Source organism: uncultured Eudoraea sp. (genome assembly GCF_947258925.1).
In the GTDB taxonomy this organism is placed as follows: domain Bacteria; phylum Bacteroidota; class Bacteroidia; order Flavobacteriales; family Flavobacteriaceae; genus Eudoraea.
This window is the reverse complement of the sequence record NZ_CAMYKG010000001.1, coordinates 62,305-76,857: the sequence shown is the minus strand read 5'-3', so window position 1 is coordinate 76,857 and position 14,553 is coordinate 62,305. Positions and strand designations below refer to the sequence as shown.

The 14,553-nt window shown below is 36.9% G+C and carries 12 protein-coding genes; 7 read left to right on the top strand and 5 right to left on the bottom strand.

Annotated features, from left to right (window positions below):
• Positions 1-9: 9 nt before the first annotated feature.
• On the top strand, positions 10-603 hold the full coding sequence (locus Q0X77_RS00370) for a DUF1080 domain-containing protein (RefSeq protein ID WP_297791708.1): 594 nt from the start codon (positions 10-12) through the stop codon (positions 601-603).
• A gap of 2 nt (positions 604-605) precedes the next feature.
• Here Q0X77_RS00370 and Q0X77_RS00365 read toward each other — a convergent pair whose 3' ends face one another.
• A complete protein-coding gene (locus Q0X77_RS00365; protein ID WP_297791706.1) occupies positions 606-1,646 on the bottom strand; it encodes an endonuclease/exonuclease/phosphatase family protein in 1,041 nt (346 codons plus the stop codon).
• 116 nt (positions 1,647-1,762) lie between these two features.
• On the opposite strand from Q0X77_RS00365, the gene Q0X77_RS00360 reads away from it, so the two are divergent.
• Together Q0X77_RS00360 and Q0X77_RS00355 are read left to right on the top strand one after the other, a co-directional pair.
• Positions 1,763-4,501, top strand: coding sequence for a TonB-dependent receptor plug domain-containing protein (locus tag Q0X77_RS00360; protein ID WP_297791704.1), 2,739 nt, complete (start codon positions 1,763-1,765; stop codon positions 4,499-4,501).
• Positions 4,502-4,538: 37 nt separating this feature from the next.
• Positions 4,539-5,912 carry a DUF5689 domain-containing protein gene (locus Q0X77_RS00355; protein ID WP_297791702.1) on the top strand — a complete coding sequence of 458 codons (1,374 nt, stop codon included), beginning with the start codon at positions 4,539-4,541 and terminating at the stop codon, positions 5,910-5,912.
• A 10-nt stretch (positions 5,913-5,922) separates the two neighbouring features.
• On the opposite strand, the gene Q0X77_RS00350 is transcribed toward Q0X77_RS00355, so the two are convergent.
• Both Q0X77_RS00350 and Q0X77_RS00345 read right to left on the bottom strand, forming a co-directional pair.
• Positions 5,923-6,327, bottom strand: coding sequence for a response regulator (locus Q0X77_RS00350; protein WP_297791700.1), 405 nt, complete (start codon positions 6,325-6,327; stop codon positions 5,923-5,925).
• A gap of 11 nt (positions 6,328-6,338) precedes the next feature.
• Positions 6,339-8,159: a PAS domain-containing protein gene (locus tag Q0X77_RS00345; protein ID WP_297791698.1), complete on the bottom strand. Its 1,821-nt coding sequence runs from the start codon at positions 8,157-8,159 to the stop codon at positions 6,339-6,341.
• A gap of 189 nt (positions 8,160-8,348) precedes the next feature.
• Here Q0X77_RS00345 and Q0X77_RS00340 point away from each other — a divergent pair, with 189 nt between their 5' ends.
• Both Q0X77_RS00340 and Q0X77_RS00335 read left to right on the top strand, forming a co-directional pair.
• On the top strand, positions 8,349-8,837 hold the full coding sequence (locus Q0X77_RS00340; protein WP_297791696.1) for an ankyrin repeat domain-containing protein: 489 nt from the start codon (positions 8,349-8,351) through the stop codon (positions 8,835-8,837).
• Between the two features lie 5 nt (positions 8,838-8,842).
• On the top strand, positions 8,843-9,619 hold the full coding sequence (locus tag Q0X77_RS00335) for an amidohydrolase (protein WP_297791694.1): 777 nt from the start codon (positions 8,843-8,845) through the stop codon (positions 9,617-9,619).
• Here the strand turns inward: Q0X77_RS00335 and Q0X77_RS00330 are convergent.
• Together Q0X77_RS00330 and Q0X77_RS00325 are read right to left on the bottom strand one after the other, a co-directional pair.
• A complete protein-coding gene (locus tag Q0X77_RS00330) occupies positions 9,603-11,222 on the bottom strand; it encodes an Ig-like domain-containing protein (protein WP_297791692.1) in 1,620 nt (539 codons plus the stop codon). The two genes, Q0X77_RS00335 and Q0X77_RS00330, sit on opposite strands and share 17 nt — an antisense overlap.
• A 49-nt stretch (positions 11,223-11,271) precedes the next feature.
• Positions 11,272-11,808 (bottom strand): ComF family protein, encoded by a 537-nt coding sequence (locus Q0X77_RS00325; RefSeq protein ID WP_366939181.1) that lies wholly within the window; start codon positions 11,806-11,808, stop codon positions 11,272-11,274.
• A gap of 207 nt (positions 11,809-12,015) precedes the next feature.
• On the opposite strand from Q0X77_RS00325, the gene Q0X77_RS00320 reads away from it, so the two are divergent.
• Together Q0X77_RS00320 and Q0X77_RS00315 are read left to right on the top strand one after the other, a co-directional pair.
• Positions 12,016-12,912, top strand: a complete 897-nt coding sequence (locus Q0X77_RS00320) for a hypothetical protein (protein WP_297791688.1) — start codon at positions 12,016-12,018, stop codon at positions 12,910-12,912.
• 77 nt (positions 12,913-12,989) lie between these two features.
• Entirely contained in the window at positions 12,990-14,534 is a 1,545-nt protein-coding gene (locus Q0X77_RS00315) for a glycine--tRNA ligase (RefSeq protein WP_297791686.1), read from the top strand.
• Positions 14,535-14,553 lie beyond the last annotated feature (19 nt).

Genomic DNA, 14,553 nt, shown 5'->3' with positions numbered 1-14,553 from the left:
AGTTAAGATATGAAACACTATATAAGTATAATATTCTTTTTTTCTTCTGCACTACTCTTTGCACAGGAGCAATCTTTATTTAACGGTATAGATCTCGATGGGTGGACTATTTATGGTACTGAGAAATGGTATGTAGAAGACGCTCTTTTGGTTTCAGAAAGTGGTCCCGATGCACAATATGGTTACCTGGCTACAGATCAACACTATAAGGACTTTGTGCTTACGCTGGAGTTTTTGCAGGAGGCAGATGGCAATAGTGGTGTATTTATTAGGTCTACCGTGGATGGCACTAAAGTAAGTGGCTGGCAGGTTGAAGTTGCACCAAAAGGACATCATACCGGAGGGGTTTACGAATCCTATGGTAGGGGATGGCTTATTAAACCTACTCCAGAAAAGGAGAATGTCCTTAAAGAAGGCGAATGGAATACAATGAAAATTAAGGTAGTTGGTGATGAGTTGGTTTCCTGGCTCAATGGCGTGGAAATGGTTTCCATTAAAGACGAGAAAATTGGCAAGGGCGAAGGTTCTATAGCACTTCAAATCCATGATGGAGGAGGAATAAAAGTGAAATGGAGAAATATTCAAATTACTTCCCAGGATTAAGCCTAATCCACTTTTTTGATAAGAAAAGCATAGACTGGGAAATGATCACTATATCCACCTATATACCTGCCACCGGCATAAGTACGTAAAGGATAACCCTTATAATTTCCTTCTTTGGTCATTAGGAATACAGGATGGTAAATACCCGCTTTCCAGAGGGTATATGAATTTCGGTTTTCACTGATGAGATTTCTGGAAAATAGAATTTGATCAAACAAATTCCACTGGTCCCTGTAAGCAAGAGAACCTTCTCCTTTTTGATATAACTTTTCCATGGGATTATAGAAGGTGATACTTTTAGAATTTTCCAATTCAGGCATTGTCAGCTTATTTTTAATACTCTTATCTGTGGGATTATCATTGAGATCTCCCATACTTATTATTTTGGCATCTATATTACGTTCCACTATAGAATCTATTATTCTTCTATTTAGTCTTGCAGCGGCATGTCTGTAAGGCCTGCTTCTTGCTTCACCTCCGCTTCGGGAAGGCCAATGATTGATTAAAAAATAAAATTCTTCACCATCCAACAATCCATATACGACTAGTTGATCTCGAGTGTAATCTCGTTGTTCAGAATCATTGAAGAGCAAAAGTCTATGGCTTTTAAAAGCTATAGGGATAAATAGTGCTCTTTTATAAAGAAATGCCACATCAATACCTCTCTCATCCGGAGAATCAAAATGAATGATACTGTAGCCATAGGAATTAAGAGAAGAATGCGCTACCAAGTCTTTCAGCACTTTAAAATTTTCAACTTCACAAACACCTACTATATCAGGGCCAGTCTTTGTGATATCCTGACCAATTTTTGAGATAACACTGGCAATATTGTTAATTTTTTTTTCATAGCGTTTGAGGGTCCAGTTATAATTTCCTTCCGGAGTCATTTCGTCATCAAAGTACAATGAATCGTTAGTTGTATCAAAAAGGTTTTCAACATTATAGAAGGCAATTGTACGAATGCTATAGCGATCTGTTCCCTGGGATAAGAGAAAGTTTGACACCAGTGAAATACTCAATATTATGAACTTATATGCCATATAGTATGATGCATTTATTTAAAGATTAAGACTTTTAACGCCAATTTATACTTGAGTGCCGCAAGCTAGATGCAGGGGATGAGAATACTTTAGAACGGAATCTAATAGTTATTGGGATGCGTTTTAATCTTTGGGTATTCATAATCTTATTGGCAGTTCAAGCACTCAATTCTCAGGAATCAAAGATAAACGGGAGTATTGTAGATTCACAAAGCCTCTTGCCTATTGCTGATGCAAGGCTGGAAATTGAAGGTACTTTATACCGGACAAAATCAGATACGGAAGGAAGATTTGAACTAAAAACTGATTTAAAAGGGGACTTCATACTATCAATTGAGGCAAAAGATTTTAACATAAAAAGGCTGCCTCTGGAAATATCTATGACTGAATTAAAACTTGGTCAAATTTTATTGGAAAAGGATTTCTCAAATGAACAAAATGACGCCCTCATAGCACTTACCGAAACTCAGATTATTGATGAACAATTGGAAACAGGAAATTTAGCGCTGTTAACCGCTACACGGGATGTCTTTCTTAATCGTGCCGCTTTTGATTTTGGTCAGGTATTTTTCAGAGTAAGGGGTTATGATTCTCGAAATAATAGTGTTCTAATTAATGGGATTCCCATGAATAAACTTTTGAACGGTCGACCTCAATGGAATAACTGGGGAGGTCTTAATGATATACAACGAAACCAGGTTTTTAATTTGGGATTAGGAGCTGCTCCATATGGATTTGGCGGACTTTTAGGATCAACCTATATAGATACCAGGCCATCGGGGCTTCGGCCGGGGTTTAGGTTTTCCGGATCATTTTCTAACCGAACATATTCCGGCCGTATCATGGCAACCTATACATCAAGAAAGAAAAAGAGCGATTTTGTGTATTCTCTTTCCGCTTCCAGAAGGTGGGCAAGGGAAGGTTATATTGATGGGACGCTTTATGATGCTTTTTCTGTATATGGCGCAATTGAATACCAAATCAATTCAAAAAATAGTCTACTGTTAACAGCAATTCTTGCCTCTAACCGGCGAGGGTCTTCATCAGCACTTACATCAGAGGTATACCGCTTAACTGGAAACAGATACAATCCCTATTGGGGTGTCCAGGACGGGAATTACCGCAATTCTCGGGAACGAAAAATATCAGAACCTATAATCTTGTTTAATTACTACGGGAGATTTCAAAAACTTGATGTTACTATGGGATTGTCATACCAATTTGGCAGTTTTAATAAGAGTAGAATAGGATATTTTAATGCACCTAATCCGGACCCTGTCTATTATAGATATTTACCCAGTTTTTATATAAATAGTCCAATTGGCGCAAATTTCGTAAGTGCCCAACAGGCTAAGCAAGCATTCTTGTTAAAGCCTCAGTTGCAATGGGAAAATCTATACAGGGCTAATTCCATAAACGCAGCTATGGGTAAGGCTTCGTACATTTTGTATAATGATACCAGGGAGGAACAACAATTAACCTTAAATACTTCACTTAACATTAAACCTTCTGATCTGATCGCTATAGATATGAATTTCACTTTTAGAAATACCAACTCTCAAAATTTTGCACTGATTGAAGATTTATTAGGAGCTGATTATCATGATGACAGGGATCCTTTTTCTGATACTCTGAATGATGTTAATGGCGATCTAAGAAAGGGTGAAGGGGATATCTTTAGTTATAATTACGCTATTGATTATAGCGTGTTCGATGCTTTTGTCCAAATGAGAGTCTTAAAAAATAAGTGGAATTCTTTTATAGCTGCCAACTTTAATCATTCGACCTATCAGCGAACCGGACTTTTTTTAAATGAACGTTTCCCTGAAAATTCATTCGGAAAGGGCAAAGCTCTGCGTTTTCTTAATTATGGGATAAAAGGGGGTGTTACCTATAAAATAAATGGCAGACAATGGATTAGTACAAATGGAGCTTTTTTAAACAGGGCACCTTTAGCCGAAAATTCATTTATTAATCCAAGGGAGAATAACACCATAGTACCTGATTTGAACAGTGAAAAAATCACAAGCCTGGAATTGAATTATTTTGCAAGGTTTCCGAACCTAATAGGAAGGTTAACGGGATTCTATACTCGCTTTCAAAAACTTACCGATATAAATTTTTTCTTTGTTGATGCTGGGGTAGGCTCAGATTTTGTGCAAGAAGCAATTACCAACCTTGATAAGCTCCATATGGGGATGGAGTTAGGCCTGTCATATCAACTTTCTTCTTCTGTAAGTTTATCTGCTGCCTTGGCTCTGGGTAAGTATGTTTTTGCAAGTGACCCCAATCTGACCATAAATTTTGATACCGCCGGTAGCGAAGAAGATTTTATTAGTATTGAAGGCCGCAAAGATTTGGGTAGAGCAGAAATTAAAAATTATAAGCTACCGGCAGGACCTCAAACGGCACTTTCGCTGGGCATAGATTACAGGGATCCTAAATATTGGTGGGTAAGTGCAAAAGTTAATTATCTATCTGATAATTATACCAGTATATCTACTATTAGAAGAACTCAGAGTTTCTTATTGAATCCCGAAACAGGGCAACCTTTTGAAAATGCAACTTCTGAAAATGTTGCTGGCATTTTAAAGCAAAACTCTTTGGATGACATCTATCTCCTTAACATTGTTGGAGGTAAATCGTGGTTACTAAATGGTAAATACCTAAGTGTATTTGTTAGTATAAATAATGTTTTTGATGCTGATTTCAGAACCGGGGGATATGAACAAAACAGAAATGGTAATTACGGTCAATTAGTTAGGGACAATCTCAGTGATTCACCGTCATTTGGTCCAAAATTCTGGTTTGGTTATGGAAGAACTTATTTTTTAAATCTGGCTATTAGTTTTTAAGATGAAATTGAGCTAACAATTAGTATAAATGACAAAAATGAAATGTTTAAAAAAATTACCACTTGGTTTTTTAGTAAGATGGTGTTCTCTATTTTTCATTGTCAGCTGTGTTAAGGACACCAATTTTAAAAGTCCGGAAGGCTTCTGTAATAATCAATTAATCGCCAACGTTACTTTTAAGGAGGTAAAGAATAGATTTAAAGGCGAGGTTATACAAATACAGGAAGATTTGGTTATTGAAGGCTATGTTATATCTTCAGATCAAGCAGGAAACTTTTTTGGCACACTACATATTCAGGATCATCCGGTAAACCCTACCTCCGGCTTTCAAATCGAAATAGATCTTAGAGATTCCTACTTATTTTATGAAATAGGGAATAAAGTTTACGTAAAACTTAAAGGACTATTTCTTGGGAAGAGTAAAGGCGTATACAAAATAGGGGGAGTATTTACGTCTTTTGGAAATTTGAGCATTGGGAGGCTGCCAGCTCATGCGGTAAGGGATCATATTTTTCTTTCATGTGACCCTATTATTGAAATATCTCCTCGCGTTATCGCTATACCTGCCCTCAGTGAAGATATGGTTAGTACTTTAATTGAACTAGATAATATAGAGGTAATTGAAGAAGAACTAGACCTGACATTCGCCCTACCTGAAAAGGAGACGATAAGGAGTCTTAAAAATTGTGATGGAGATTTAATTGAATTGCTAAATAGTGGATATTCCAATTTCAGGGATACAATATTACCTTCCGGTAATGGATCAATTACAGCCATACTTTACAAAGAGAACAATGACTATCAATTAATCATCAGAGATTTGGATGATATGGATTTTCAAAATGAACGTTGCAAGGAGGCAGAAGTTCTAATGACATCTGACCAAATCTTTATCACTGAGATTGCGGATCCTGATAATAACGCTCAGGCACGATTTATTGAGCTCTATAACGCCGGCAGCGAGCCGATACCATTAAATGGTTGGTTCTTGTTAAGGTATACCAATGCAAATGTTACACCGGGATCTGAATTAGACCTTGCAGGGTTGATTATTGATACAAATAGCACGCTGGTTATTTCACCAAATGCCTTAGAATTTGAAAACGTATATGGTTTTCCTCCGGATATTGAAGTTGGGCGCAATAGTGCAGCGGACTCCAACGGGGACGATAATATAGTTCTAATAGATCCCTTCGGTACTATTATAGATGTCTTCGGACTTATAGGAGAAGATGGTTCGGGGACCAACCATGAATTTGAAGACGGAAAAGCAGAAAGGAACTTAAATATTATGACGGGGAATCCGGTGTATACCTTTAGCGAATGGACTATTTATAATGACACCGGAGGATCCGGAACATTAAATATTCCGCAAAATGCCCCTGAGGATTATTCTCCCGGAATTCGTTAGGTTTTACTAACTAGGCAACTTCTTCTTTCTGAATAGCTTCAAGGTCATTTGCTGTTATGGGTTTGAGAATGTAGTTTTTCACTACGGCGTAGTCTTTAATGCGAACCAGGTCTCTCGGATCAACCGAAGAGCTTATGATATATACAATCGTGTTATCTAACCCTGATTCATTGCTTTTACAAAAAGCGTCAAGAAAATCCCAACCATTCATAATGGGCATATTCAAATCCAAAAAGATGATTGAGGGAACAGGCCTGCCTGATTGTTTGTTTATTGTAAAGGCTTTTATGGCATCTTCTCCATTATTGTACACTAAAATTTCTTCACAGAAATTAACTTCTATCATTAAACGTTTTATTCCATAGATAAAAATGTGATCATCATCTATAATACAAGCATTTTTAAACTTCTTCATAATCCTGAGGCTTAGAGATCAATACTTTCGAAATACAATTGGAAAGTAGTGCCCTTATTTACCTGGCTGTCTACTTCAATTTTACCATTCATGGACTCAATTTGATTTTTGGTAATAAATAAGCCTATACCTTTTGCATCTTTATGTTTATGGAAGGTCTTATACATCCCGAAAATGGCATTGCCATGTCTTTTCAAGTTTATTCCCTGACCATTGTCAGAAAAGGTAACCAATGTATGATCACCATTTTTTTCCGCTGTAATTCTGAGGGCCAGTGATCTTTCGGGGGAACTATATTTTATGCTATTTGTGAATAAATTTAACAGAATACTATCCAAATAGGCCGGGATGGCTTTAATTTTAAGTTCTTTATCTACTTCAATTTCACATACCGTATCTTTTTCTTTGAGTAGTACAGCCAGGTTTTTTTCAACAGCTGTTATGGTCTCGTATAAGTTTACCGGACGCATTTTATCAAGGGCATCTGTTTTTACCTGTACCACTTCGGATAGATTTTGTACGGTCTCATTCAAACTTTCAGAAGCTTCACATAACATTTTTATAAGCTGATCCTTTTCATCCTTGTCTTTTTCTTCAACGAAAAACCCCGAAAGCATTGATAAATTGCTGGAATGAGACCTAAGGTTATGGGAAACAATATGAGCAAAGTTCATTAAACTATTATTCTGTTCGCTAGTGATATCGAGAAGATTTTTTAACTTTTTTTCAGCCTTTTTATTCGTGGTAATATCCCAATTAGCACCAACCATTTTAACTGCATTTTCTTTAGCATCCCGGATGACATGGGCTACTGCTTTAATATATCTGATTTCGCCGTTTGGCCATACAACTCGAAATTCAGTATTAAAATCTATTTCACCATTTATGGCAAGCTCCAATTGATCCTGAGCAGGCTTTGAATCCTCAGGATGAATAGTAGATTCCCATGCCTCATAAACACCACTAAAATCTTCTTTTTTGACTCCGTATAGTGGATACATATTATCATCCCATACCAATACGTTTTCAACTATGTTGTAATCCCATATTCCAATTGAGGCGGCCTTAGTTGCAATAGCTAACCTGTCCGAGACTTCCTGGTATTTTAATTCAACTCTCTTTTTTTCATCAATATCCTGGAAAGTACCATAAATGCGGACGCATATACCATCAACAATTTCGACTTCTCCTTTAGCTCTTACCCATATTTCTTTTCCTTTGGCAGTTATAATTCGCAACTCGGTATCCCAGGGTAAACCTTCATTCATAGCATCACTTACCAAAATGGAGATTTTATCACGGTCAACCCCTTCTTTGTAGAAATTTATCCCTTCTTCTAAATTAGGGACATAATCCATAGGGACTTCGTGAATTTCTTTAGTAACCTGCGTCCAATACACCGTATTTGCCAACAAATCTACTTCCCATCCGCCTATTCGTGAAATACGCTTGGATTTTAGTAACAGCTCTTCTTTTCTTTTCGTTTCAGTGATATCATTCTTTATTATGATCAGGCCGTTGACCTCAATGTGATTCTCTTTCCATGGGGAAATGGTCCATTCCAGCCATCGTGTCTTTTCCTCGGGAGGGTTTAATTTTTGAATAACCTTCGTTATTTTACCTCCTTGCAGACATTCTTCACAACATTTTGAAAATCCCTCATCCGTGTAGTCGATTATATCATAGAAAGGAATTCCTATAGGGCTGCCATTGCGGTTCTCTAATTCCTTCAGCCAAAGTTTGGAATGTTCAATAATCCGCATTTGCGGATTTACAATAACCACAGACGCAGGATAGTCCTTAATAAAGGAAGAAGTTAAAAGTGTTTCCAAGAGATCAATTTATATTAAAGTTACATTTATTCCTTTATAACGTAAGAAAATACGTTAAAAGTATATAATAAAATACAACTTTGACTATAGCTGATTGGATCCCAATGACCTACAAAAAAGAATTTAAGTTTTAATTCATAATAATTTTATTAATATCTTCTCGCCAATTTTTAAATACTTTTAATATCCATGCAAGACAAAATAATTACTTTTTTTAATGAAATAAGAATTGGTAATATCGAAGGCGTCAAGGAATTGATTACAGAGTTCCCGGACCTCGTTAATTCCATTGACCAGAGAGGATCTACCCCTTTAATTCTTGCAACCTATTACAACCACGCAGAGGTGGCAAATTTTCTTCTGGACCAGGGAGCCTTAATTGATGCCCAGGATGCTTCAGGTAATACTGCGCTTATGGGAACCAGCTTTAAAGGCCTGGTACAAATAGCTGAAGAATTAATAGGGAGAGGGGCAAATGTAAATACAAGAAATGCCATGGGTGCCACTTGTTTGATATACGCGGCTACCTTTAATAGAGAAGAATTAGCCGGACTTTTGCTGGATAGTGGTGCAGACGCCACAGTGAAAGACGGGCGTGGAAATACGGCTTTAGACCATGCAAAAATGCAGGGGTTTTCAGAAATGATTACTCTTTTAGAAACGCACAATAACCGGTGAATATTATGGCAAGTGAGCTTAAAGTAGCACTGATACAAACTACATTGCAATGGGAAAATCCAAAGGAGAACAGAAAGATGTTTTCCGAGAAGATTAGTACAATTCCGAGTGAAACAGATTTGATCATTTTACCTGAAATGTTTACGACGGGATTTACTATGACACCCGAAGCTGTAAATTATGAAGAGGGAGAAAGTACAGTTCAATGGATGAAAGAAATGGCTATAGATCAAAATATGGCTTTGGTTGGGAGTATTGCCTTTAAAACAAATGACAAATTTACCAATCGCCTTTTTTTTGTACATCCGGATGGAAGTATTCAAAGCTGTGATAAGAAACACACATTTACGTTTGCAGGGGAAGATAAAGTCTATGATTCCGGTAATGAAAGATTGGTGATTTCCTTCAGGGGCTTCAGGATTTACCCATTGATTTGTTATGATCTTCGATTCCCGGTATGGGCCAGATATCAAGGAGATTATGATGTATTGCTTTACGTTGCTAATTGGCCGGAACCTAGGATTGAAGCCTGGGATACTTTACTGAAAGCACGGGCAATTGAGAATATGAGCTATTGCATAGGGGTTAACAGGCTTGGTGACGATGCTAACAAACACAGATATCCGGGTCATTCGGCCATTTATGATCCTTTGGGAAAGGAAATTGTTTTCTCCAGAAACAATGAGATAATCTTTGCTTCTTTAAGTCTGCAACACTTAAACAATTTAAGGGAGCAGTTTAAATTTTTGGAAGATAGAGATCATTTTAATCTAGAACCGTAAATGTTTCAATCTTTTCCCAATTGGCACGCATTTCAATAGCAGTTGGATAATACGTGACTCTTTCTGGCTGGATGTTTTTTAAATAATTCCCAGTGTCCCATTTTCCGTTTTTGTTCTCATCGAAAATAATCCGGATAAGATAATTGGAAGGTTCAAGGTAATTGAACTGAAGGACTTGGGCTTCAGGGACATAAATTTCCCTATACATTTTCCCTTTATCATCGGTTAATTGTACAATGATTGGATAGGCTACAGCACCTTCCAAATTCAATTGTAAATTACCAAAATCTGCATAGTTGCCAGTAGATAACCTGTAATTAATTGTATCGTTGGTATCCCCAAAAAAATCTGTAATACTATTGGGGTATAAACTTATAAAATAGGTGTCATCTGGTTGTTTTTCAAAGTCAAGAGATATACGATTTTTTACGGTATCCAATTGGGCACTGAAACTAACGGCCAGCGTATCCTTGTTGTAAAGGGTCATCATAGCTGTATCTATACTGGCAACCGGAATGGTGGAATTGATGTAAAATTCATCTTCGAAGTTGATGGCGTTTCGGTGGCTTGGGCTGAGCAATAGTGAATCTGCAGCAAGTTTTCTTGATTTCACCGTAAACGTATCAATTTTCTCTAAAGTCTCATTAGTTACTTTGAAAATTATGGAATCTATCTCAAAAGGGGTAAACCAAAAGTTAAGGGTGTCCTTTTCCGGATCTTTATAAATAAGTGTCTGAATAGAATCAGGAAGTTCTGTCAAAGATTCAATATTTAATTTTTGATCGCTACCGGTATACCCGAAAATAATTTTGTTAGCCGCTGCGTAGGTCGGGGTTTTAATAGTGTAATTGGGAATTTCCTTAAAAAGATTAAGAAGAAATACTGTATCGGTTGGCAAGGATACTGTGTCTTTGATGAAACCTATTTTGTCGGTGTTTTGATCGAACACATTATTCTTAGATTCATCCTTAACGGCAAAAAGAGCATATTTCCCGGCTTTTAAGTACTTCAGTTGAAAGATGGTGGCACTATCCAGGGTATTAGTAATATAATTTGGTGGTTTTTTATAAATTGTAGAATCGGTATAGGCCGTATCAATTTCATATAACATTACGCTAATGAATTCGTCCGCTTTTCTATTGAAAGCGTCCTTTACAACCCCTGATACCGTTAGTGAATCAATATAAGTACCGGTAGAAAAGACATAGGTTAGAAAACTGTTCGGATTGCCCTCATTATTATCCACAATACTCTGTCCGAAGTTTAATGTATAAGTTGTATTTTCTAATAGCGTATCTTTCAGTATAATTTCCACATACTTGCTAGCACCTCCTTGCGGAGATATTTCAGGGTTGTATTTTAAAGGAGGAGAGACAATTAGCTGATTTTGGACATCCTCCAATTTGATATATTCATCAAAATACAGTCTTATTTTTTTCGCTTTGAATTCGGTTGTTAAGTTTTCTGGTTCTGTCTTCAGTAAAACAGGAGGTGTTGTATCCTTTGGGCCTCCGGATGGACTGCCTCTCCGTGCACATTGCACTACGGCAAAAACAACTGCAATTAGAAAAAAGTAGGATAAAATACGCCGCACTCGAGCCATTTGATTTTTCTATAGGGCAAAGAAACAACTAATTTAAAGAATGGTAAAATTACGGAACGACCGCCATTGCAGCAATAGAAACTGTAACATCGTTAGCCCTTTTCAGAGCCCTTGCACATGCTTCCATGGTAGCGCCAGTTGTAATCACATCATCAACCAAAAGTATATTTTTAGCATTTAAATAATCAGGATTGGTCACTTCAAATAGATTTGGCATTTCTCTCCATCGATAAAGCCTTGATTTTTTGGTCTGGGTTCGCGTGTTTGCTGTTTTAACCAAAAGGTGTTCTATGTATTGGGCATTGAGATGACCTGCAATTCTTTTTGCAAAGCCGCTTACCTGATTATACCCCCGTTTTTTAAGCCTTTTTTTGTGTAAAGGTACCGGGATTACAATATCAATGTCATCCGGAGCGTTATCTTCTTTCATAACTTGTCCGTACCAGTCACCTAAAAATTGACCTATTTGAGGTTGATTTTTGTATTTTAAAAAGTGGATTAAATTTTTTACGATCCCCTGATCAGCGTAAAAAAGGAAAGCAGCGGCTTTTTTTATGTCAACACGGCCATAAAATATTTTATCCACTGCATTAACCTCAATAAAATCGTATTCGGTAAGCGGTATTTGGTTTCGACAAACTGTACACAATAGCTGCTCTCCTCGATATAATTGAGCATTACATCCAAAACACAACCTCGGTAGAAGTACCGTGTTGATATCATTTATTATATTTGATAGCTTGGAAAAGTACAAATCTTAATTAACCTAATCTTATTTACTTAGCCTATCTGAATGGATATTCAAGATAATAAATTTAACTATAAGATAATACTTGCTGCATTAGTTGCCGTAATTATCGGCATACTAATAGCTTTCTACTATAGTTATGCCCAATCCAGAAACCAAATCAACTATCTGGAGGATGAAAAAGGCTTACTGGTTAAGGACTTAACGTTAATGAAAACCGAAGTGGACCGGCTTTCCGCACTAAACGAGGTAAATGAAATAGAATTACAGGATTCGAGATATAGAGTACAACAATTATTGGATTCCGTTGGCAGACTCAACTTCACTGTAGCTAAACTTAAGGAATTTAAGAAGGAACTTCGGGAACTGGAAATAAAACACGATAGTCTTAAACTTAAAAATAACTTCCTTAAGTATAATAATATGCTACTCTCCGATAAATATGAGGAGACCCGTAAAATGATTGAGGAATTACAGGGTAAAAGCAGTTCTCTGGCCGAAGCTGAGGCGCTTTTACGTGAAAAAAATAAGGAGCTTAGCAAGGAATTAAGAATAAAGAGTTATTTACAGTTACAAAATGCGGAAGGAAGTGGCTTTAGACTGCGTAGTGGAAAACCCATAAAAACAACTAAAGCATCTACCATTGAAAAACTTAGGGGCTGTGTTACTATTATTGCAAATCCTTCTGACAGAAACGAGGAAAAGGTTATCTATTTTCAGTTTCTCGGCCCGAATATGGGGGTTATAGAAGATAATGCTAATGTCATTTCTGTTAGTGGAAACACCTATAGTAAAAGGGTGGAACTTATATCCTCAGGTGATGAGATAAGCGTATGCGATTTTATAACAATACCTGAAGGGTCATTGGAATCCGGGACCTATACCCTGAACGTTTTTGAAGATGAAAAACTACTTTCATCAGCAGAATTTCAATTGAAATAAACAACCTGTTATTTGTGTTATTTCATTTTATTTCCAAGACTTAAAAAATAAATGCCATAATATTCTATTTTTGCCAAATGGCAAATCAAGAAGATATATTTAGAAAGGTTATTTCGCATGCCAAGGAATATGGCTATGTGGTTCAGTCGAGTGAAATTTATGATGGCTTGAGTGCGGTATATGATTATACGCAGAATGGAGCTGAACTAAAGAAAAATATCAAAGAATACTGGTGGAAGGCCATGGTGCAAATGCATGAAAATATTGTCGGGATTGATGCGGCAATATTTATGCACCCAACTACTTGGAAAGCATCCGGCCATGTTGATGCTTTTAATGATCCCCTTATTGATAACAAGGACTCAAAAAAAAGGTACCGTGCGGATGTGTTGGTTGAGGATCATGTAGCCAAAATAGAGGCAAAAATTGAGAAGGAAGTTAAAAAAGCTCATAAACGATTTGGTGATGCTTTTGATAAAACTCAATTTCTTGCCACTAATCCACGTGTTTTGGGCTACCAGGAAAAGATTCAGACTGTATTAAAAAGGTTGGGAAAATCTTTAGAGGCAGAAGATTTGGCAGATGTTAAAAACCTGATTGAAGAATTGCAAATCGTTTGCCCGGTGTCTGGTTCTAAAAACTGGACTGATGTTAAACAGTTTAATTTAATGTTTGGCACCAAACTGGGAGCTTCAGCAGAAACTGCAACAGATCTTTATCTAAGACCAGAAACTGCTCAGGGAATTTTCGTAAATTTTTTAAATGTTCAAAAATCCGGACGACTTAAAATACCTTTTGGAATAGCACAAATTGGAAAGGCCTTCAGAAATGAAATTGTGGCAAGGCAATTTATCTTCAGGATGCGTGAATTTGAGCAAATGGAACTTCAATTCTTTATAAGACCCGGAACTCAAATGGAATGGTATGAGAAATGGAAGGAAATGCGAATGAAATGGCATTTATCATTGGGAATGGGCGAAGATAATTACCGCTTTCATGATCATGAGAAATTGGCCCATTATGCTGATGCCGCCTCGGATATTGAGTTTAAATTTCCATTTGGATTTAAAGAATTGGAAGGAATACACTCCAGAACTGATTTTGATCTTTCCAGCCATGAAAAATATTCGGGAAGGAAATTACAGTATTTTGATCCTGAACTAAATGAAAATTATGTCCCATACGTAGTTGAAACTTCAATTGGAGTAGATAGAATGTTCCTGGCTGTATTATCCAATTCATTGGCAGAAGAGGAATTAGAAAATGGCACCACGCGGACAGTCTTAAAAATACCTGCTGTTATTGCTCCAATAAAAGCTGCAGTTTTACCTCTTGTTAAAAAGGATGGATTGCCAGAGGTAGCACATAAAATTATTGATGAATTAAAGTGGGATTTCAATGTTGTATATGATGAGAAAGATGCCGTTGGAAGAAGGTATAGAAGGCAAGATGCCGCAGGAACGCCTTTTTGTATTACGGTGGATCATCAAACCCTGGAAGACCAGACAGTAACCATTCGGCATAGGGATAGTATGGAACAAAAGAGGATAGCAATAGATGCCGTTAATCATACGATTGCCATGGAAGTAGGTATGAAATACTGGCTGAAAAAAACGGAATGACAGCTCTTATGATGCCTGG

Bases quoted from the DNA above. Each gene is read 5' to 3' on its own strand.
- Q0X77_RS00370 (WP_297791708.1), top strand. From the start codon at position 10: ATGAAACACTATATAAGTATAATATTCTTTTTTTCTTCTGCACTACTC.
- Q0X77_RS00365 (WP_297791706.1), bottom strand. From the start codon at position 1,646: ATGGCATATAAGTTCATAATATTGAGTATTTCACTGGTGTCAAACTTT.
- Q0X77_RS00360 (WP_297791704.1), top strand. From the start codon at position 1,763: ATGCGTTTTAATCTTTGGGTATTCATAATCTTATTGGCAGTTCAAGCA.
- Q0X77_RS00355 (WP_297791702.1), top strand. From the start codon at position 4,539: ATGAAATGTTTAAAAAAATTACCACTTGGTTTTTTAGTAAGATGGTGT.
- Q0X77_RS00350 (WP_297791700.1), bottom strand. From the start codon at position 6,327: ATGAAGAAGTTTAAAAATGCTTGTATTATAGATGATGATCACATTTTT.
- Q0X77_RS00340 (WP_297791696.1), top strand. From the start codon at position 8,349: ATGCAAGACAAAATAATTACTTTTTTTAATGAAATAAGAATTGGTAAT.
- Q0X77_RS00335 (WP_297791694.1), top strand. From the start codon at position 8,843: ATGGCAAGTGAGCTTAAAGTAGCACTGATACAAACTACATTGCAATGG.
- Q0X77_RS00330 (WP_297791692.1), bottom strand. From the start codon at position 11,222: ATGGCTCGAGTGCGGCGTATTTTATCCTACTTTTTTCTAATTGCAGTT.
- Q0X77_RS00320 (WP_297791688.1), top strand. From the start codon at position 12,016: ATGGATATTCAAGATAATAAATTTAACTATAAGATAATACTTGCTGCA.
- Q0X77_RS00315 (WP_297791686.1), top strand. From the start codon at position 12,990: ATGGCAAATCAAGAAGATATATTTAGAAAGGTTATTTCGCATGCCAAG.